This window comes from Bacillus bruguierae (assembly GCF_037104725.1).
In the GTDB taxonomy this organism is placed as follows: domain Bacteria; phylum Bacillota; class Bacilli; order Bacillales; family Bacillaceae_G; genus Bacillus_A; species Bacillus_A bruguierae.
In genome coordinates this window covers 114,450-134,505 of sequence record NZ_JBAWSX010000003.1, presented here as the reverse complement: position 1 = coordinate 134,505, position 20,056 = coordinate 114,450, and the positions used below count along the sequence as shown (strand labels likewise).

Here is a 20,056-nt window from a genome sequence, read left to right as displayed (position 1 = left end):
AGTAGCACTTTGTTGTACAGACTCACTTAGCGCACCTTGATTTTCCAAGTTTATCTACCTCCCTTATACATGCACATTCTCTTTCTGCACCAATTCATTTATATACTTCATCAATTCTTCTTTTAGTTCATCATGCTGAAGTGCCATTTCAATTGTCGTTTTAATAAAACCAAATTTCTCTCCAACATCATAGCGTGTTCCTTCAAAGTCGTAAGCAAACACTCTTTGAATTTCATTTAAACGTTCAATGGCATCTGTTAATTGAATTTCTCCGCCCGCACCTGTTTGCTGATCTTCTAAGAACATAAAGATTTCTGGTGTTAAAATATAACGGCCCATAATTGCTAAGTTAGATGGCGCTGTTCCTTGTGCTGGCTTTTCTACAAATTGACGTACTTGGTAGCGGCGACCCTTTGGCATAATTGGATCGATAATACCGTAGCGATGTGTTTCGTTTTCTGGTACTGTTTGAACACCAATGACAGAAGCGCTTGTTGCGTCATACTCATTTATTAACTGACGTAAGCATGGTGTTTCCGCTTGCACAATGTCGTCGCCAAGTAATACTGCAAATGGTTCGTTTCCGATAAATTTACGGGCACACCATACTGCGTGTCCTAATCCTTTCGGTTCTTTTTGACGTATGTAATGAATATTAATCTTTGAAGATTCCTGTACTTTTCCTAAAATTTCATATTTACCTTTTGCTAATAAGTTTTCTTCCAGTTCAAAGGAATGATCGAAATGATCTTCAATTGCACGTTTTCCTTTTCCTGTTACGATAATGATGTCTTCAATGCCAGATTCAATTGCTTCTTCAACGATATATTGAATTGTCGGTTTATCGACAATTGGTAACATTTCTTTCGGCATTGCCTTCGTTGCTGGTAAGAATCTTGTACCCATTCCGGCTGCTGGAATAATTGCTTTTTTTACTTGTTTCAAAATAAGTCCCCCTAACCACACTCTTTTTCATATCCATTTATAATAATATTAAAACGATAAAAACCCTAGCTACAGTGTCCTTATACACAACTCCATAGCTAGAGTTTTTATAAATCATATTGGGCATCTAACCCATCCTCACGCCATGCTCCCGACGACAAGCGTCTAAGGTAGGTTGAAATAAAATTTCTACCCACAGCACAACCGAGTGCCTCCGTTGATAATGGTTAGGAGACATCACCATTGTTTACTTTAAAAAATACCAAATAATTTTTTACGACGAATTTGTTGTGGATCTTCCTTATAGATACTTTTACCACTTATTAACAAATAAGGATTTTCTTTGAAATCAATAAGCGTATTTGTGCCAAATTCATTTTCAATTACATCATATCCGGCTTGTAAATGAAATGCTCTTGTCGTTGTGTTATGCGCATCCGATGCTATCATATGTGTTAAGTTATGTTCAACGAGTTGCAGTGAGAATTTTTTAATTTTTTTACCGAAGTTTCCAAGTAAACTCCCTGCTGTTACTTGTGTTAACGCTCCCTTATTTACGAGGTTATATAACTTATCTGGCTGCTCGATTAACTCGGCATTACGTTCGGGGTGAACAATAATCGGAATCATACCCTTTACTCGTAATTCGTATAACATTTGTTCAGCATAACGTGGTACGTGATTGGATGGAAATTCAATTAATATATATTTATTGGTTTCATTTAATGTGAGAATTTTACCAGCTTCATAATCTGCTAATAAATCCCCGTATAAACGAACTTCTTGACCTGGTAACACAGTTAGAGGAATATCATGTTCTTGGAGCGCTTCATTTAATTGTTTTACTTGATAAAGAATCTCTGCGCGCTCATTAATATATTTGCCGTTTTGATGATGCGGAGTTGCAACAATCGTATGAATGCCTTCTGCCGCTGCTTTTTGTGCCATTGCTAGACTATCCGTTAACGTCCCGGCCCCGTCATCGATACTAGGCAAAATATGACAATGTAAATCGATCATTGTCCTCACCCTTTCTTCTTATATTTTTCAAGATGAAAGAGAAGTGCGCCGCGCGCACGTCTCTTTAGTTTGCACCGTAGTAATAATATAAGCTCTGTTCACGTTCACGATCGTTCAGAACAACACCTAGCAATTTACCTTTTGCAGATTCTAATAATGTTTTTGCTTTTAATGCTGCTTCTTTTTCTGTTTGTTCACTACGTACAACAAGTACAGATGCATCACATTGGCTCGCCATAATTTGTGCGTCCGTTACCGGTAAGATTGGCGGCAAGTCGAAGATTACTAGATCATATAAGCTGAAAGTTTGACTAAGCAGTTCTTTCATCGCATTTGATCCAAGTAGTTCTGCAGGATTTGGCGGAATCGGACCAGATGGAAGAAAATCTAATTTATCTACTGCTGTTTTTTGAATGCATTTTTCTAATTGTTCACCAGCTGTTAATACATTTGTTAAACCAAAAATGTTTTCAATTTGAAACATTTGGTGCGTTGCTGGTTTTCGTAAGTCTGCGTCGACAAGTAATACGCGCTTTCCTTGCTGGGCAAATACAACGGCAATATTTGATGTTGTCGTCGTTTTCCCTTCACTTGGATTCGCAGACGTCACCATTAAAGAATGAATTTTCATATCTACTGAGGCAAATTCAATATTTGTACGAATGTTGCGATATTGCTCAGAGATTGGTGATTTTGGCTGATGGTATGCAATTAATTGACGACGTTGACGATGATGTTTCTTTTTCTGAAATAAATTTTTAAGAACCAATTGTTTGTCCCCTCACTTTCTTCGCTGACGCTGCACGTGATTTCTTCCCTACTTCTTCCTCATCCATACGTGCAACGATACCGAGGACTGGTAATCCTAGTAATTTCTCTACGTCTTCTTCTTTCTTTACAGTGTTGTCTAAATATTCTAGTAAGAATGCTAGTCCAACAGATGCCATTAATCCTACGACAAGCGCAATTGCAACATTTATCATCGGACGCGGCTTGATTGGAGATTGATTTTCTGCCACTTCTGCTTTTGATAAAACAGTTACGTTATCTACCCTCATAATTTTAGCAACTTCAACTTTAAATATTTCCGCTGTTGCGTTTGCGATATCACGTGCTACTTTTGGATCTTTATCTTGTGTTGTTACCGTTACTACTTGCGAATCTTTCTCATTAGCAACTTCAATCTTTTCATTTAATTCTTGCGTTGTTATATGTAAACCTAGCTTCTCTTTCACTTGATCTAAAATAACAGGGCTTTTAATAATAACCTTATATGTATTGGTCAATTGAACATTCGTCTGAACTTCATTAAATTGAATCGCTGCTCCTTCTTGTTTCTTTTGGTTAACAAGAATTTGCGTTGAAGATTGATAGATTGGTGTCATAAAGAAAAAGCTCACAATCGCACTAATGATTGCTGCTCCAAATGTAATAGAAAGGATCATCGCGAAGCGCTTTCGTAAAACTTGAAATAACTCTTTTAAACTAACCGTTTCTTCCATAAGCTCCTCCAGCTCTCATAAATTTACATAACAAAGAGTATAACATAAAAAAAACATAAGATTTTTATAAAAACATAAGATTTTTATAAAAACCTTTACGTCATTGTCTACTCATGGTACTTGTATCCATTTTGCAATTTTAAACAAACCTAATTTAATATTACAAAATCCGATTAAATCTGACAATATCCTCTCGTGAATTTGTCAATAAACGTCTAATAAAATATCGTATATTTTATATATCTATAATATTTATATATACAAAAAACCTAGGAGTCAATGGATTTCACCTAGGTTTCTTACTTTTTGATTGGCTCTGTTAAATTACAATGTTGATTTTTAAGAGATACAAAGGGAAGTCCAGTTCTGAATGGCTTTCCTTTGTCATCACATTGTCAATTTTATTTGCGAGTTATAACGTTGTATTCTGTCTTTAAAAGTCCATAAACATCAACATCTTCATATGTATCTAATAAAAGTCTATTCTGCCTCAAAGTTCCTTCTTTGCGTAAGCCAGACTTCTCTAACACCCTTATTGATGATTTATTTCTGGAGATAGCAGATGCCCAAATTCTGTTTAAACCCAGTTCGATAAAACCAAAATTAATCATTCTGGTTACAGCTTCGGTTGCAAAACCTTTTCCCCAATAGTCCTGACCAATCCAATAGCCAAGTTCCCCTCTATTGTTAACCTTATCAATTCTTAGAGTAATCGTACCTACAATTTCTCCTGATTCTTTAGAAATGATTCCTAAAGGGTATTCGACTCCTTGCCTTATAAGTTCTGGTTGAATATCAATCCAATCTTGTGCGAACTTCAATTCATATGGGTACGGAAGCCCAAGAATATCTGCTAATTCCTTGTCATTAGCCAATTCTTTGATCCTACATGCATCATTCTTGGTAAAGGGTTCTATACATAGACGCTCAGATTTTAATTTTATAGCCATATTTGCTCCCCCTTGTACTAAAATCGATTAGTTTCCCTTGTTTTCAATTTTATATCAAAACCACAGAAAGGCTTCAAAAATCAATAATATCCTTTAACAGAGCCTTTTAATTACTAATATCCATATGTATGTTCGGATTGAGGTTTCGCATTAAGCACAACGCCGAGCAATGTTGTGTTTGCATGGTGTAATACATTTTTTGCTCTTAGCGCTTGCTCTTTTTCAGTTTTTTCGCTGCGTAGTACAAGTATTGTACCTTCACATTGATTTGCAATAATTTGAGCATCTGTAACGGCAAGAACAGGTGGTGTATCGAACAGAATGAGGTCATAATATCCCTTTGCTTCTTGTAATAATTCACCCATCATCGTTGATCCTAATAATTCTGCTGGATTTGGCGGGATAGGTCCGCATGCTAACAAATGTACATTTTCTATATCTGTTGTTGCAATGCACTCCTGTAACGTTCGTTGTTTCGATAATACACTCGTTAATCCAAAAACAGTATCAACTCGAAATAGTTGATGAAGAACTGGTTTTCGTAAGTCCGCGTCTATAAGTAATATTTTTTCTCCTTGCTGTGCAAAAGCGATAGCAAGGTTGGCAGCCGTCGTTGTTTTTCCTTCTCCTTGATTTGCCGATGTAACGACAAGAGAACGAATCTTTTGATCAATAGAAGCAAATTGTATATTTGTTCGGATATTACGATATTGTTCAGCAAGAACAGATTGCGGCTTTTCATATGCAATAAGTTTCCGCTTCGATTGCAGACGTTTACGAAAAAACATATACGACATCCTCCTCATATAAAGTGAAACCTTCATCAGCACATACTAGAAGTTCTTTCTATTCTTAAGGTGACAATAGCGAAATATGCATTTCCCTAGCATAAGAAATCGCAAGCTACTCAACAATTTCTTCCTAAGAAAACATCGCATACCAAATCATACAATATTTTACTTATATTAACAACGATATTTTTGAATATAGTTTAAATTTAAAAAAATTTAAATAAAGTGAAACTTCCGGCAGTGGGGGTTTTCTTCATCCCCCCACTTATCTTCTTTGCTTCCCTCTCAATCTTGAGGTAGGGATCTTACTGCCCACGAATAGCGGGATAAATAAAAAACCGTCATCGTTATGACGGTTTTACTCTTTCTTATCTCCAAGCGCAAATGTAATTTCCGCTTCACATGCTACTTCACCATTTACAGTTGCAACTGCTTTTCCTTTGCCAATCGGACCGCGTACACGTGTCATTTCTACTTCTAAGCGAAGCTGATCACCTGGGCGTACTTGTCTTTTAAAGCGGCAGTTATCAATGCCAGCAAAGAAGGCAAGACGGCCGCGATTTTCTTCTTTCTTTAAAACAGCAATTGCGCCAACTTGTGCTAATGCTTCTACAATGAGTACACCAGGCATTACTGCGTAGTCAGGGAAATGACCGTTAAAGTATTCTTCATTTGCAGATACGTTTTTAATACCGACCGCACGTTTTCCTTCTTCTACTTCAAGAACTTGATCAACAAGTAGAAATGGATAGCGATGCGGGATAATTTCTTTAATTTGCTCTATGTTTAACATCACATCTCGCTCCTTTTTTAGTTACTAGTCTTAGTACTAGGTTATATATATTATCCCATTTTGTTTATTATTTGTCATTACAAAAAAACGAAGCAGACTTTTCTGCTTCGTATCATTTCAAAAAAATGCATACACTCTTTCTTCTCACAAGCTTTGGTATAACAAGCATAATTACAGTTCACACGGAGATAGAAAAAGCATATGCCCAAGTTAGGAGAAGTCAATATACCAAAGGCATATTTACCTCATTTGTCGTATTTGAATTCATTATATTATAATTATTTACAATCTAAAAACGACGGAATTCTACATTTTTTTCAATTTAGGTCGACTTTTCTCTTTTTTTCTTTATCTTTCTTTATTTTTCATAAAAGTTCTATATTTTTAAAAACAGATAAATAAATATATAAATTTTAAAAAAACGTTAGGATGTATACCTAACGTTTTTCATTCTTTCGATTGGTTCCACTGATTAAATTACGTTCTTATCGCAAAGCGTGGCGTGGTAATTTGTCGATATTCTCAAGCATGATACCTGTTCCAACCGCTACACAGTGCATTGGATTTTCCGCAATTAATACAGGTACTTTTAACTCTTCTGCAAGAAGCATGTCAATACCGTGTAATAATGCACCGCCGCCTGTTAAAATAACGCCGCGGTCAATAATATCAGCAGATAATTCAGGTGGTGTACGTTCTAATACACCTTTTGCAGCTTGTACAATAACAGCTGCGTTTTCTTTCAATGCTTCTGTGATTTCTTCAGAGCATACTGTAATTGTGCGAGGCAAGCCTGTTACCATGTCACGACCGCGAATTTCAAGTTCTTCACTACGTGCACCTGGGAACACTGTACCTACTTTAATCTTAATATCTTCTGATGTACGTTCCCCAATTAATAGCTTATACTTACGTTTAATATAGCTTAAGATTTCCATATCAAACTTATCGCCCGCCATTTTAATGGAAGAGGAGGTAACGATATCGCCCATAGAAAGTACTGCAATATCCGTTGTACCTCCGCCAATATCTACAACCATGTTTCCACTTGGTTGGAAGATTTCCATACCAGCACCAACAGCAGCTACTTTTGGTTCTTCTTCTAAGTATACTTTCTTACCACCAGATCTCTCAGCAGCTTCACGAATTGCTTTTTGTTCTACAGATGTAATGTTTGTTGGACAGCAAATTAAAATGCGCGGTTTTGATAAAAAGCCTTTTACGTCAAGTTTGTTGATGAAATGTTTTAACATCGCTTCTGTAATTTCGAAGTCAGCGATTACACCATCTTTAAGCGGACGAATCGCTACAATGTTTCCAGGTGTACGCCCTACCATACGTCTTGCTTCTTCACCTACCGCTAATACTTTTCCTGTATTGCGGTCAATTGCCACAACAGAAGGTTCATTTAATACAATTCCTTTACCCTTTACATGAATTAATACATTGGCCGTGCCAAGGTCAATTCCGATATCTCTTGCAAACATCCCTATGTTTTCCTCCTCAATATCTAAATCAGGTTAACCCCGTATTCTTTTGCACCTAATTCCTAATTTTATCATATTCTTTTCTGAAACGTAATATTGAAGAATTGAATTATATTAAAAAAGTTCTCTTTTCTTAGGAATGTTTGCTAAGTGTCAGATTATTGACGCACGATTTTTTCTGTATCCTCTTTTTGATACTTTTGCTTCGTTGCTTCGCCGCCTCGAAGGTGACGAATTGACTTATGGTAATCAAGAATTTCCTTCACTTCATTTGCGAGCTCTGGATTAATTTCTGGTAATCGTTCTGTTAAATCTTTATGCACAGTACTTTTTGATACACCAAACTCCTTCGCAATAACACGAACTGTTTTTCTTGTCTCCACGATATACTTACCAATCTTGATTGTTCTCTCTTTGATGTAATCGTGCACACCACTCGCCTCCCTAAATTGGATGTGAGAAGGGTGAAATGAGACTCGCTGCATGTGACTAGGCTGTAAGTTCGAGTGCTGTTTGTAAGCGCTACACTTTCTGGGATTTATAATGAAATGATCCACGATTTCTCACCTCAAACACTCTCTTTGCTTTGGTTTATACCATTGTATTGCCCGCACTGTATTTATATGCTACAAGTTCTCCATTTTTGCGGACTACAGTGACAAAAATTACATTTTTTTTTGAGAAATCGGTGAAAAATGAAAGTTTTCCTTTTTGTACACAGGCAACAAAAAAATGACGCCTTCTAAAAAGCGTCATTCCTCTTGATCAAATTCTTCTTCCAAAAGGCTTTGATGGGGGACTTCTCTCTTACTTGCAATTAAATAATATAAGGAAAATAAAACAAATAATAAAATAAGTGCAATTGACACAACAAATAATAACGACAACACAATCCCCTCCTTTTAGTAATATATATTCGAGAATTCTGTCCAATTTCCTTGCCGTTACAAGGTTTTTTAGAGATACATTTTATTTTTATATAAAAATAAAACCATCAACTCTCGCATAAAGAGTTGATGGTTTTGTATATTACTCTGCTTGCTCAGGAGAAGATGTATTTTCGTTCTCTGTTGAGCTATTTGTTGATTTTTCTTCTTTTTTCTTATCATCAACTGAGCTGTTTGTTGATTTTTCTTCTTTTTTCTTATCTTCAGCTGAACCGCTTGTTGATTTTTCTTCTTTTTGCTTATCTTCAGCTGAACCGCTTGTTGATTTCTCTTCTTTTTGCTTATCTTCGGCTGAGCCGCTTGTTGATTTTTCTTCTTTTTGCTTATCTTCAGCTGAGCCGCTTGTTGATTTTTCTTCTTTTTGCTTATCTTCGGCTGAGCCGTTTGTTGATTTCTCTTCTTTTTGCTTATCTTCAGCTGAGCCGCTTGTTGATTTCTCTTCTTTTTTCTTTTCTTGTTTTTCAACTTTAATATCCGCAACAGATTTGTCAAAGTAACGCTCTGGGTTTACAGCAACATTATCTTTACGAACTTCGAAATGAACATGATAACCTGCATCTTTATTCACTTCACTTAATCCTGCTTTTCCTAACACTTCACCTTGATTAATTTTCGCGCCTTTTTCCACTTTTACATTTCCTAAGCTTTGGTAAAACGTTGTAATACCATTGCCGTTGTCAACTGCTACAACATAGCCAAGAAGTGGATCTTTTTCCGCTTTTGTAACTGTTCCGCTTAATGCTGCCGTTACATCAAATTCTTTACCATTTTTCGCTGCGATATCGATTCCTGTATTCGCAGAGTATGTGTTGTTATAAAAAACAAGTGCTTGTTCTTGCTCCTCAGCTGCTGCCTTATCTTCGTAAAACTTCTTCTTTACAACAACTTCTATACCATTTGCAGTTGGCATCTTCACGACTTCTGAAGATTTGATTACTGGCATTGTTGGATTTTCACCTTGACTTTGCTGCGTTGCTTCATTTTTCTCAGGCATCTTTTTCGTATTCGTTGCCTGATACCATAATGCAACTGTTAAAATGACTGCTGCACACACAATGTATAGTGTCGGGAATACCCAACGCTTTTGAAATAAATGTACTACTTTTCGAGAAGACTTCTTGTTTTCCCTCTCTCTCATTCTATCATCACCTCAGCAATCATTTTGAACAAGATTCACGCATCCTATACAACCTACAACTAATTACTTTTCGACAAAGTTTGTAAAATTATGCATAAAAAACGAAAAATTTCCGAGGAAATGATGAAAAAAGAAAAAACTGAGCATTTTCGGCTCAGTTTTTTAGTCTAGTTGTTTCTTTTTGTAGACGAAGAGAAACAGAATAAACGTAATCAAAATCCAAACGGAGATATTTATTACATTTTCACTCAATGCAGAAAAGCCTTTTCCCTCTAATACACCTGTAATTGCATTAAAAATATGATTTGTCGGGATATGATAGAGAATTTTTTTTGCGATTTCATTCTTCACAAAGAGATGCAATAAAGGCCCTGCAAAAAAAATCATCATAATCGGTGTGCCAAGTACAGAAACTTGCACTAGGTTTTTAGCTAAAAGACCAATCATTGTCCCTATTATAATAAATAGCAGTACTCCCAATAAAATAACGATCATTAATAAAAAGACATTTCCCTTTAACGTATCTAACAAAAATAAACTTATTATACTTAAAAAGAACGATAAAACCATAATTGGCAAAGACTTCCCTAAAATGACTTCTATAGGAGAAGCTGGTGATAGCATCATAACGCGAAGAGTATGTTTTTCTTTTTCTTCTGCAATCAGAGTCGCTTGTGTAATTGTTGTCACCATACTCAATACCATAATAACTACAATTCCTGCTAGAAGCTCTTTCTCGCCCCTCATTTGTTGATAAAATAACGCTAAACCAAGTGGTAAAATCGCCATTAATAATACTTGTGCATTCGTTTTTAAATCTTGCATCTCTTTCCGTAAAATCGCCGAAAACCTCTTCATAGAAAATGTCATCATAATCCCCTCCCAGTTACTTCAATGAAAATATCCCCGAGCGTCGGCTCATAAGAATGAATCGATAGTAATTCACCTTTTTTCATCCATTCTGAAATACGTTTTGCTCCTAATTCATCTTTTTGCACTGTTTCTTTTTTCTTATCTTTTAACACAACTTCAATTTTATCTTTCGCGTATTGTAAACGGAGGTTTTCTGGCGTATCAAGTGCGACAATTTCCCCGCCGCATAAGAATGCGATGCGCTCGCAAAGTGTTTCTGCCTCATCCATATTGTGTGTTGTTAAGAAGATTGTTGTCCCTTCTTTATTTAAATCTCTTAAGATGTTATGAATGTTTTGAACATTTGCTGGATCAAGTGCAGAAGTTGGTTCATCTAAGAAGAGAATATCCGGCTTATGAAGAATCGCCCTTGCTAGCGTTACACGCTGCTTCATTCCTTTTGACAGCTTTTTCACTTGTGTTTTTTTATCGTCTAATAAGTTCACTTGTGCTAACACTTCATCAATTCGTTCTTTTGGACAGTCGTATAAGTCACAAAATAATAGTAAGTTATCATAAATGCTAAGTCTTTCATATAGACCGCTGTTATCTGTTAAAATACCAATTCGTTTATAATCAATACTTTCTGGTCCTACAATATCATGTCCTAGCACTTTTACCGTTCCTACACTATGAAGTAACTGAGCCGTTAAGATTTTTACAGTTGTTGTTTTTCCAGATCCACTCGGACCAAGAAACCCGAAGATTTCTCCTTGTTTCACTTCAATATTTACATTGCGAAGCGCTGTTTTGCTGTCGAATGTTTTCATCACGTCTTTCATTTCAATTGCCAACGTCATTACGTCATCCCCTTTGCTTTTCATTTATAGATGAAACTCGCTTCAGCGAATTTCGTTTGTTCGTTTCGTTTTTCTTGAGTCAATCATATGAAAAACAAAGGGGCCTTGCAGTAAAATACCGGTAAAAGGAGTATTTTTACCGGTGAATGGAGCATAGTTTTAGCTCATTGAAACAACATAAAAGGCGAGTGAAATAATTATTGGGGTTAACGCAGCATACGTTTACAATCCAATTACATCTTTCAATTCATCCATTCTTCCTTTTGACAGCGGAATCGATGTTTTTCGTTCATCATCAAGAATTAAACTGTAGCTGTTTCGCGTCCATGTAATCACTTCTCGCACACGTTGTAAGTTCACAAGGTAAGAGCGGTGACACCTGAAGAATCCGAATCCTTTTAGACGCTCTTCTAATTCACTTAACGTAAGCGCGCAAATATAATTTCCATCACGCACATGAATATGTGTAATCCCATTTTGTGTTTCAATAAATTGAATTTCCATTGGATCCAATAAAATAATTTTATCGTTTACTTTTGCTGGGATACGTTCTAATTTCATTTGCGGAATCATTTCGATTACCTTTTCGTCTTCCACTTCCCCCTGTTCCTCTTGCTCGATTTCCACTTTTTTCACACCATCTTGATGTAACACATACACGTCCTCCGTTAAAGATAAAGCATCCGAAAGAAAGGCAGAAGTAATAAAAATCGCTTTTCCTGTCTCTTTTAATTTTGTAATGACATTTCGAATAATGATTGTACTTTCAATATCTACGTTTTGTTCTGGTTCTTCCAAAATAACAAGGTCTGGATTATGTATCATACTCCTTCCAATATGAAGGCGACGTTTCTCAGAAAAGGTTAATTCCTTTATCTTCACCTCTTTTTTATCTAGAAGACCCACAAGCTGGACAACTTCATCTACCGATAATCCATTACCATATAATCCTCTCAAAAAAATAAAATAATCTTTTACCGTTAAGCGTTCGTACGCCTCATCATCTAAAAAACAAAAGCCGATTCGAGAAAAAGAATGTTTCCCAAGCGGCTGTCCATCAAATAACACAGTCCCCGTCGATGCTTCTTCTTCTCCCATAATAATGCGGTGCAACGTTTTACCAATATGATTATTGCATTGCAGCACAACACACTGTCCATTCTCGATTTCTAACTGAATAGATGGCAAAACATTCGTCTTTGCCAATTGGTTCAGTTCTAATAACGCCATCCTCTCACCCCTATGTTGGTTTTTTGTTCCATTATATCAGACGTTATATGGAAATCTGTGATAAAATTCCCAATATTATAAGATTACAATTCATACATAATGCGAGGGGAACAGATTTGCAAAACCACATCATCTATTCCTTTCATGGAAATAGGCTACCTCACATCGAGGTAGCCTACTTTTACCTTTTTACTTCACCATATAACTCTTCAGCTGATCGCGAAGTGCTCGCTTCAAAAACTTCCCGACAGATGTTTTCGGGATTTCTTCTACAAATAAAATATCGTCTGGCATCCACCATTTTGGAAATTGACTTTCTAATAAATCGTAGAGCTCTTCTTGATTGACCATTTCTCCTTCTTTTAAAACGACACATGCAACAGGACGCTCTTGCCATTTTTCATGTGGAACAGCAACGACAGATGCTTCTAATACTTTTTCGTGTGTCATTAAAGCGTTTTCTAAATCAACGGAAGAAATCCATTCGCCGCCGCTTTTAATCAAATCTTTTGTGCGATCAGCAATTTTAATAAAGCCTTCCGGGTCCACTGTTACGATATCGCCGGTGTGCAGCCAACCATCTTTCATCGATTCTTCAGTGCGTTCATCATTATAATAGCTACCGGCAATCCATGATCCGCGAAGGCAAAGCTCTCCCATTTCTTCACCGTCCCACTTAATCTCACCGTTTTGACCAATTACCTTCATTTCAAGGCCTGGGAATAAATAACCTTGGCGAGAACGAAGCTCATAATATTCTTCTTTCGGTAAATCACGTTGATACGATTTCGGACAGTTAATGACAACAGCCGGACTTGTTTCCGTCATTCCGTAGATTTGTCTGAACGCAATTTCATATTTTTCTTCATATGTGCGAATCATACCTTTTGGTGCTGCCGATCCGCCTGACCATATCGTACGAATACTGCTAATATCATACGGATACTTTTCAAGCTCTTGCAGTAAACCAATCCAAATGGTCGGGACGCCAGCAGTAATCGTTACTTTCTCACGTTCAACTAACTCTGCTAAAATTTCCGAAGTAAAGTGCGGTCCTGGTAAGACAAGCTTTGTACCGAACCATGTACTTGCAAATGGAAGTCCCCACGCATTTACATGGAACATCGGAACAACAGGCATACACGTATCTGCTTCTGATATGCCCCCTCCGTCTACAAGTCCAAGCGTATAGCTATGGAGTGCAATGCTACGATGCGTGTACACCACGCCTTTCGGTTTTCCTGTCGTCGCGGAAGTATAGCACATGCCGGCAGGTGCTTTCTCGTCTAAATCTGTTACAAATTGAAATGTTTCATCGCCTTCTTCGAGGAGTTTATCATAGTGATATGCTGGTGATAATGTTGTATGAGGTAGTGCATCGTCATCTGTCATGATAATAAATGCTTTCACATGAGGAATTTCGTTTCGAATACTTTCTAATATAGGAACCATATCTTCATCTACGAAAATAATTTTATCGTCGGCGTGGTTAATAATGTAGGAAATGTGTTCTGCAGAAAGGCGTAAATTAATTGTATGTAATACAGCTCCGATTCCTGGAATCGCAAAATATGCTTCTAAATGGCGGTGATGGTTCCAGGCAATTGTTCCTACTTTATCTCCTGTCTCAATTCCCATTTTCCTTAATACACTTGCAAGCTTTCTTGTCCGCTTTGCAATTTCTCCGTACGTTAATGTTTGAATGCGCGATGCCGTACGCGAGACAACTTCCTTTTTTGAAAAATACTTCTCTGCCCGTTCCATCATTGCCGGAATGAGAAGCGGTACATCCATCATCATCTTACATGCCCCCTGTTATCATTGTATATTTAAAGATACAACTGTATTATAACATGACAAACATGTGCAAAAACCAACAATCTTTCTTACCTTTTCTACAAAGTCTGACACAGAATTACAACAATTCTATTTATCCCGCTATTCGTGGGCAGTAATACTCCCGCCTCAAAATTCAGCAAAAGCATTGTCCAGCTCCAGTGGCTAGAATGTTCGGTGGCTTCGCTTCTTCCTACGAGGTAAAAAAACCCTCTACGTCAGAAGCTCCATCCCCCTCACATTCTGAACGAGCCACTTCCACTTTTTTTAAGAAGTTAGGTGGGAGATAAACTGCCCGTAAAAGCCCGATTGGGAGGGCTAATAATCAGTGGGGGATGAAGAAAACCCCCACTGATTAAAGTTTCACTTTATTTAAGGCAATGTATTCGTATCAGGGCTACCGTTCGACACACTGTAAAGATCGTTCGATAAAACGAAACATCCATATATAAAAAAGCACAGCGCCGCCGCACTATGCTTTTACTTCTTCGCCGTCAATTTCCCCTCATACTGATTCAGCGGTGAAATTGCCACACCTTTATAATAATGCGCAACAATATCTGTATATACCTTCCCTTCCTTCGCCATTCCGTTTGCACCGTATTGGCTCATTCCAACGCCGTGACCATAGCCTTTCGTTGTGATGACAATTTGATTCCCTTGCTGCTTCCACGTAAAATCAGAGGAACGTAAGCCTAATTTGTCCCTCACATCTTTTCCTGTTAATATCTTTCCTTGAAAGTCAACTTCCTTAACGCGCCTTCCTTCTGTGCGTTCTTTAATGTTGCCAATATTTCCATTTGCTAACACTTTTACGCCAAGACGCTTTTGAAAGTCAGCAACAGTAAAAGTTTGTTCACTCGTAAATTTTGGTGCTTGTTGATCCCAAGGACTATTTACACTTTTTAAATACGGATAGTCACTGCCCCAATAATCGGCGGCATTTTCTGTATAGCCATTGCTTGTCGAGAAAAATGACGCTGTAATCGGGCTGCCTTCATACGTTAAAACTTGTCCGGCTGTTTTTGATACCGCCTCTTCAATACGCTTCATTTTGCCTTCGTACTCTTTGCCCCACTGTTCTTTTAGCTCCGCTTTACTTTTGTACACTTGATTGTCTACCGTATCTGTTACGTCCGCTTTATTTTGAAGCCTTTGTTCGCTTAACATACGCTTCACAACGAATGTACGCGCTGTTAATGCCTGTGCCTTTAATGCTTCCATTTCAAAGTTTGCCGGCATTTCTGCAGCAACAACGCCGGCAACATAGTCTTCAATTGAAACAGTTTCGGTCTTTTTTTGCTGACTGCGATACACAGATACTTGCACATCAGTTTTTGTAGGAGAGGGAGCTGGCATGTCTTGTGTGGACTTAGGAGCAGAAGGTGAATGATTCTTGCCTTCTTTAACTTTTCCAAACGGAAAAACAAGCGCGCTTGGTACAATAATCACTAACGCTACTAACAGCACTATGATGACGATAATGGGCTTTGTCGTTTTCATTATCTTCCTCCACTATGAAATTAGACTCATTTCATTCTTATGGAGTAAGACAAGCATTTAGAACACGTTCTTTTTCACCTGATTCTTATTTAAATTTTTAGAATTTTTAATGAAACAGGCATAAATATTATGTTTCTTGACTATAACAATAAGAGTACATAAAAAATAGCTTCCATGCCTTTGCATAGAAGCTATCCTTATTAAGCGTGAAGATCAGATACTTGTTGTTCTACTACTTCTTCCACTTGTTCAGTTACACGTTCAATATCTGCACCTAATGCAGCTAACTTGCCGTGGAAGTTTACATATCCGCGGTCAAGATGTTTTAATTCCGTTACGCGCGTATGACCTTCAGATACTAAACCGGCTAAGATTAACGCTGCTGCAGCACGTAAATCTGTTGCTGCTACTTCAGCGCCTTGCAGGTTACCTGGCCCATTCATAATTACAGAACGACCTTCGATTTTAATATCTGCATTCATACGGCGGAATTCTTCCACATGCATGAAACGGTTTTCGAATACTGTTTCTGTAATCATGCTTGTGCCGTTTGCTTTCAATAATAATGCCATCATTTGTGATTGCATATCTGTTGGGAATCCTGGGTGTGGCATCGTTTTAATATCAGCCGCTTTTAACTTCTCAGGGCCGATAACGCGTACACCTTCGTTTTCCTCAATAATTGTAACACCCATTTCTTCCATTTTTGCTGTAATAGAACGTAAATGTTCTGGTACAGCATTTTCAATTAACACGTTTCCGCCTGTAATTGCTGCTGCAACCATAAATGTTCCTGCTTCAACACGATCAGGAATAATCGAATGGTTTGCACCATATAATTTATCGACACCTTCAATACGAATTGTGCCAGTTCCAGCACCGCGTACTTTTGCTCCCATTGCATTTAAGAAGTTCGCTAAGTCTACGATTTCTGGTTCTTTTGCTGCGTTTTCAAGAATTGTTGTCCCTTCTGCTAATACAGCGGCAGACATAATGTTTTCTGTTGCCCCTACACTTGGGAAATCTAAGTAAATTTTCGCACCAGTTAACTTACCGTCTACATATGCTTCAACAAATCCATTACCAACCTTTACTTTTGCTCCCATTGCTTCAAAGCCTTTTAAATGTTGGTCAATTGGACGTGAACCAATTGCACATCCGCCAGGAAGTGCAATACGTGCACGACCATTACGTGCTAAAAGCGGCCCCATTACAAGAACGGACGCGCGCATTTTACGTACATATTCAAACGGTGCTTCGATGTTTAATTCTTTTGATGCATCAATTGTTACTTCATTGTTTGCAAAAGATACTTCTGCATTCAAATGACGTAATACCTCATTAATTGTGTATACATCTGATAATTCTGGTACTTCAGATAGTACATTCTTTCCATCACTCGCTAATAGGGCTGCAGCGATTATAGGTAATACAGCGTTTTTTGCGCCCTCTACGCGCACTGTGCCGTTCAACCGCTTTCCGCCACGGACGATGATCTTTTCCAAGTTATTCCCCTCCGTGTCCTTTTTTCACATCTATTCAATACTCAGAAGTTATGATCGGTGTGCCAACCACAATTGTATTCTTGTTGTTTGTAGAACGTATTGCTATTTGCACATTGATTTTCTCTTTATTTGTTGAAAGAGCGTCATTCCATTTTTTATTATATGCGGAGACTGACACAAATGCTCTTTCTTCTACTTTTTCAATCATTTTTGCTGAAAGATCTTTCAAAACTTCATTTACTTTATCTTGCAAAACACCTTCAATCTTATCATTGAGCGCCCCTTGAATACAAGTATAAATTTTTGGTTTTGTATCAAAAATTTGATTCATTTTATTAATATATTTAGGATTCCATTTTTCTCCGCTCACTTCATATATAATGAAAGTGTTTTCTTTAGTATTTTCCATTGTCCATGTAACTACCAGTCTTTCTTCATAAGAAGAAAATTTTTTTTGTGCAGTTGCCTTGTAGCCATCTTTAGACTGCTCAATTTCCCATTCTTCTACATTTGCACGTTCCTTCAGTTGCTTTAGTAACTCTTCAAACGTATGTATATTTGAAATTGTCTTCGTTTCCCTTGCTAACCAAGACCAACGCTGAACATTAGTACCGTTCTTTTCTAAAACAGCTATCATGCTCTCCATTTTTTCCTGGTCGCTCACAGGTTTCATCTCTCTATATCCAGCTAAAAATACAACCACACTCACGATAATCAACATCATGGCTTGCATTTTTTTCACGTTCATCCCCTCCTAGTCCCCATTGTTGACGGAGAAGGATGGTTCTATACGTTGTACTTTTTTACTTTACAAGGTACGTTAAACTCTTTGAATAGCCTAAATAATCAAGGAGAAAATTACTTACAGATGCACCGATGGCAATCGTTACAAAAATAAGAAGCACCTTCATTTGCAGTACTTTTCCCGGCTTCATTAAGCGTTCTAGGTGAAGACCTTGCAGTGCCCACCACGTAATGGTAATAAACAGTAAATGCGACACAATTGCAATGAGTGCTTGTTGCCCTAAAATTTGTGCCATAACAAATCGACCCCTTTTATCCTACTCTAACGGGCAACTCCCCGTATGAACCAGACTGTCTACTACTTATGTAGTAAAAGAAAATTTACCAAAATAAAAAGTGCAGAGTTTATGCTCTACACTTTCAATTTGTACTATTGTACCATATTCCCAAGAAAGAAGAAATCTTTCATAAGCGGAAAATAATTATAAAAGAAATTGTAACCGCTGGCTGGTAATATCCCGAGCACAACTGTTGCAATTGCGCAAAGGCTTACAACGATTTTCAAGTTAACCGGAAGAACGATACGCTCCTCACTTTCTGCCCGGCGAAAAAACATTTGCTGCAAGATGCGAAAATAGTAGATGAATGAGATAACCGTTGTTCCCATCATTATCGATGCTAGCACGTAATGAGCTGGCTGAACGATAAAGGCCCCTAAAAAGATGTTAATTTTCCCGATAAATCCAGCTGTCCCAGGAATACCAGCAAGTGACAAAATAAAAATTGTCATCATGATTGCAGCAAACGGTGATCGTTTATATAAACCAGCAAAAGCAGATATATTTTCTTGCCCCGTTCGTAAAATTATTCCGTGGATAATTGCAAATGCTCCGATATTCATCAGTACATAGGCAAACATATAAAACCACATACTATCCATAAGAAATGGCGACATCGCAACAAGCGGTACGAGTAAATAACCAGCATGTGCCACTCCTGAATATGCAAGCATCCGTTTTATACTATGCTGTTTTAAAGCAACGCTATTCCCAACAATCATCGTTACACTTGCAAGAACCGCAATATAGATGCTCATATTGCTAAATAGTGATGCTGCCCCATTTTGCACAGGAATAGCTGCGAAAATGACTAAAAAAATGCGAACAATCATTACAAATCCAGCAATTTTCGATACGGTTCCTAACAATGCCGTAACAGGCGTTACTGCTCCTTCATACACATCAGGTGCCCACATATGAAATGGGACAGTTGCAATTTTAAAAGACAAACCGATAAAAAGCAGGATAAACGCAAGTGACAACAACAGTTGTATATCGCCGCTCACACCTTGCATAAATAAACGCTGCATATCTAAAATATTTGTTGAACCTGTCAGTCCGTACAAATAACTCATTCCAAACAACGTAATTGCCGTAGAAATACCACCATTTATTACATACTTCATTGCCGCTTCATTCGAAGCTTTATTCTTCTTACGAATACCGACTAAAATGTACGAAGGCAACGACAATAATTCAAGACCGATAAACAGTGTAATAAGATCACTGCTAGATGCCATAAACATCGCACCAAGAAGTGCTGTTAAAAATAAGTAATAATACTCTCCCAGGTCTTCAATCGGCTGCTTATCATCATCTTCTACCGCAAGAAGTAATACAAGAATGCCGCCGAGCAATAAGAGCGTTTTAAATGCTTTTGAAAATCCGTCTAATACAAAAGATCCATCTAAAATCTCTCCAGCCGGTGCACCGTATAATGTAACAAGCGCCACAAGTGCGAGTATGACCACACCAATTGCCCCGTACGATAAATTCCGGCGCTCAAACGTTTGTTTTGCAAACAAATCAAGAAGTGATAGAAGAATAGCCCCGCCAAGCAGGATGAATTCCGGCGTCATTAGATGCCATGATAAGTCTAGTAATGTTTTCATAT

At 37.6% G+C, this 20,056-nt stretch carries 20 protein-coding genes; all 20 read right to left on the bottom strand.

Annotated elements, in window-relative coordinates; all coding sequences use genetic code 11:
• Positions 1-63 precede the first annotated feature (63 nt).
• The 20 genes from galU to nuoN all read right to left on the bottom strand — a co-directional run bounded on the left by galU (position 64) and on the right by nuoN (position 20,054).
• Complete coding sequence (gene galU, locus WAZ07_RS07345) at positions 64-945, bottom strand: UTP--glucose-1-phosphate uridylyltransferase GalU (protein ID WP_336471918.1); 882 nt, start codon at positions 943-945, stop codon at positions 64-66.
• Between the two features lie 252 nt (positions 946-1,197).
• Positions 1,198-1,965: a tyrosine-protein phosphatase gene (locus WAZ07_RS07340; protein WP_336471917.1), complete on the bottom strand. Its 768-nt coding sequence runs from the start codon at positions 1,963-1,965 to the stop codon at positions 1,198-1,200.
• A 64-nt stretch (positions 1,966-2,029) separates the two neighbouring features.
• Positions 2,030-2,734, bottom strand: a complete 705-nt coding sequence (locus tag WAZ07_RS07335) for a CpsD/CapB family tyrosine-protein kinase (protein WP_336471916.1) — start codon at positions 2,732-2,734, stop codon at positions 2,030-2,032.
• On the bottom strand, positions 2,724-3,467 hold the full coding sequence (locus WAZ07_RS07330) for a YveK family protein (RefSeq protein WP_336471915.1): 744 nt from the start codon (positions 3,465-3,467) through the stop codon (positions 2,724-2,726). Before WAZ07_RS07330 ends, WAZ07_RS07335 begins: the two co-directional genes overlap by 11 nt.
• A 401-nt stretch (positions 3,468-3,868) precedes the next feature.
• Positions 3,869-4,417, bottom strand: coding sequence for a GNAT family N-acetyltransferase (locus tag WAZ07_RS07325; protein WP_336471914.1), 549 nt, complete (start codon positions 4,415-4,417; stop codon positions 3,869-3,871).
• A 113-nt stretch (positions 4,418-4,530) separates the two neighbouring features.
• Complete coding sequence (locus WAZ07_RS07320; protein WP_413788873.1) at positions 4,531-5,205, bottom strand: CpsD/CapB family tyrosine-protein kinase; 675 nt, start codon at positions 5,203-5,205, stop codon at positions 4,531-4,533.
• A 361-nt stretch (positions 5,206-5,566) separates the two neighbouring features.
• Positions 5,567-6,001 (bottom strand): 3-hydroxyacyl-ACP dehydratase FabZ, encoded by a 435-nt coding sequence (gene fabZ, locus WAZ07_RS07315; protein ID WP_035430592.1) that lies wholly within the window; start codon positions 5,999-6,001, stop codon positions 5,567-5,569.
• A gap of 485 nt (positions 6,002-6,486) precedes the next feature.
• Positions 6,487-7,488, bottom strand: a complete 1,002-nt coding sequence (gene mreB / locus WAZ07_RS07310; protein WP_090917842.1) for a rod shape-determining protein — start codon at positions 7,486-7,488, stop codon at positions 6,487-6,489.
• A 158-nt stretch (positions 7,489-7,646) separates the two neighbouring features.
• Positions 7,647-7,919, bottom strand: coding sequence for a sporulation transcriptional regulator SpoIIID (spoIIID, locus tag WAZ07_RS07305; protein ID WP_020061467.1), 273 nt, complete (start codon positions 7,917-7,919; stop codon positions 7,647-7,649).
• Positions 7,920-8,240: 321 nt separating this feature from the next.
• The gene (locus tag WAZ07_RS07300; RefSeq protein ID WP_090917838.1) at positions 8,241-8,375 is read right to left on the bottom strand and encodes an ABC transporter ATP-binding protein; all 135 of its coding nucleotides are present in this window, start codon (positions 8,373-8,375) and stop codon (positions 8,241-8,243) included.
• A 142-nt stretch (positions 8,376-8,517) separates the two neighbouring features.
• Positions 8,518-9,573, bottom strand: coding sequence for a peptidoglycan DD-metalloendopeptidase family protein (locus WAZ07_RS07295; RefSeq protein WP_336471912.1), 1,056 nt, complete (start codon positions 9,571-9,573; stop codon positions 8,518-8,520).
• 162 nt (positions 9,574-9,735) lie between these two features.
• Positions 9,736-10,443, bottom strand: coding sequence for an ABC transporter permease (locus WAZ07_RS07290; protein WP_336472104.1), 708 nt, complete (start codon positions 10,441-10,443; stop codon positions 9,736-9,738).
• A complete protein-coding gene (locus WAZ07_RS07285) occupies positions 10,443-11,285 on the bottom strand; it encodes an ABC transporter ATP-binding protein (protein ID WP_336471911.1) in 843 nt (280 codons plus the stop codon). Before WAZ07_RS07285 ends, WAZ07_RS07290 begins: the two co-directional genes overlap by 1 nt.
• A 222-nt stretch (positions 11,286-11,507) precedes the next feature.
• Complete coding sequence (locus WAZ07_RS07280; protein ID WP_336471910.1) at positions 11,508-12,515, bottom strand: LytTR family transcriptional regulator DNA-binding domain-containing protein; 1,008 nt, start codon at positions 12,513-12,515, stop codon at positions 11,508-11,510.
• A gap of 189 nt (positions 12,516-12,704) precedes the next feature.
• Positions 12,705-14,315, bottom strand: a complete 1,611-nt coding sequence (locus tag WAZ07_RS07275; protein ID WP_336471909.1) for a long-chain fatty acid--CoA ligase — start codon at positions 14,313-14,315, stop codon at positions 12,705-12,707.
• Between the two features lie 516 nt (positions 14,316-14,831).
• A complete protein-coding gene (gene spoIID, locus WAZ07_RS07270) occupies positions 14,832-15,854 on the bottom strand; it encodes a stage II sporulation protein D (RefSeq protein WP_336471908.1) in 1,023 nt (340 codons plus the stop codon).
• 200 nt (positions 15,855-16,054) lie between these two features.
• Positions 16,055-17,359, bottom strand: a complete 1,305-nt coding sequence (gene murA, locus WAZ07_RS07265) for a UDP-N-acetylglucosamine 1-carboxyvinyltransferase (RefSeq protein WP_336471907.1) — start codon at positions 17,357-17,359, stop codon at positions 16,055-16,057.
• A gap of 34 nt (positions 17,360-17,393) precedes the next feature.
• Entirely contained in the window at positions 17,394-18,092 is a 699-nt protein-coding gene (locus WAZ07_RS07260) for a YwmB family TATA-box binding protein (protein ID WP_396548059.1), read from the bottom strand.
• A 70-nt stretch (positions 18,093-18,162) separates the two neighbouring features.
• Entirely contained in the window at positions 18,163-18,399 is a 237-nt protein-coding gene (locus WAZ07_RS07255) for a DUF1146 family protein (RefSeq protein ID WP_090917823.1), read from the bottom strand.
• A gap of 134 nt (positions 18,400-18,533) precedes the next feature.
• Positions 18,534-20,054, bottom strand: coding sequence for an NADH-quinone oxidoreductase subunit NuoN (gene nuoN / locus WAZ07_RS07250; RefSeq protein ID WP_336472103.1), 1,521 nt, complete (start codon positions 20,052-20,054; stop codon positions 18,534-18,536).
• Positions 20,055-20,056: the final 2 nt, after the last annotated feature.

What these genes read in the sequence shown, in the direction of transcription:
- WAZ07_RS07340 (WP_336471917.1), bottom strand. Translation starts at nt 1,965, where the DNA reads ATGATCGATTTACATTGTCATATTTTGCCTAGTATCGATGACGGGGCC.
- WAZ07_RS07330 (WP_336471915.1), bottom strand. Translation starts at nt 3,467, where the DNA reads ATGGAAGAAACGGTTAGTTTAAAAGAGTTATTTCAAGTTTTACGAAAG.
- WAZ07_RS07325 (WP_336471914.1), bottom strand. Translation starts at nt 4,417, where the DNA reads ATGGCTATAAAATTAAAATCTGAGCGTCTATGTATAGAACCCTTTACC.
- WAZ07_RS07320 (WP_413788873.1), bottom strand. Translation starts at nt 5,205, where the DNA reads ATGTTTTTTCGTAAACGTCTGCAATCGAAGCGGAAACTTATTGCATAT.
- fabZ (WP_035430592.1), bottom strand. Translation starts at nt 6,001, where the DNA reads ATGTTAAACATAGAGCAAATTAAAGAAATTATCCCGCATCGCTATCCA.
- mreB (WP_090917842.1), bottom strand. Translation starts at nt 7,488, where the DNA reads ATGTTTGCAAGAGATATCGGAATTGACCTTGGCACGGCCAATGTATTA.
- WAZ07_RS07295 (WP_336471912.1), bottom strand. Translation starts at nt 9,573, where the DNA reads ATGAGAGAGAGGGAAAACAAGAAGTCTTCTCGAAAAGTAGTACATTTA.
- WAZ07_RS07290 (WP_336472104.1), bottom strand. Translation starts at nt 10,443, where the DNA reads ATGACATTTTCTATGAAGAGGTTTTCGGCGATTTTACGGAAAGAGATG.
- WAZ07_RS07285 (WP_336471911.1), bottom strand. Translation starts at nt 11,285, where the DNA reads ATGACGTTGGCAATTGAAATGAAAGACGTGATGAAAACATTCGACAGC.
- WAZ07_RS07280 (WP_336471910.1), bottom strand. Translation starts at nt 12,515, where the DNA reads ATGGCGTTATTAGAACTGAACCAATTGGCAAAGACGAATGTTTTGCCA.
- WAZ07_RS07275 (WP_336471909.1), bottom strand. Translation starts at nt 14,315, where the DNA reads ATGATGATGGATGTACCGCTTCTCATTCCGGCAATGATGGAACGGGCA.
- spoIID (WP_336471908.1), bottom strand. Translation starts at nt 15,854, where the DNA reads ATGAAAACGACAAAGCCCATTATCGTCATCATAGTGCTGTTAGTAGCG.
- WAZ07_RS07260 (WP_396548059.1), bottom strand. Translation starts at nt 18,092, where the DNA reads ATGCAAGCCATGATGTTGATTATCGTGAGTGTGGTTGTATTTTTAGCT.
- WAZ07_RS07255 (WP_090917823.1), bottom strand. Translation starts at nt 18,399, where the DNA reads ATGGCACAAATTTTAGGGCAACAAGCACTCATTGCAATTGTGTCGCAT.
- nuoN (WP_336472103.1), bottom strand. Translation starts at nt 20,054, where the DNA reads ATGAAAACATTACTAGACTTATCATGGCATCTAATGACGCCGGAATTC.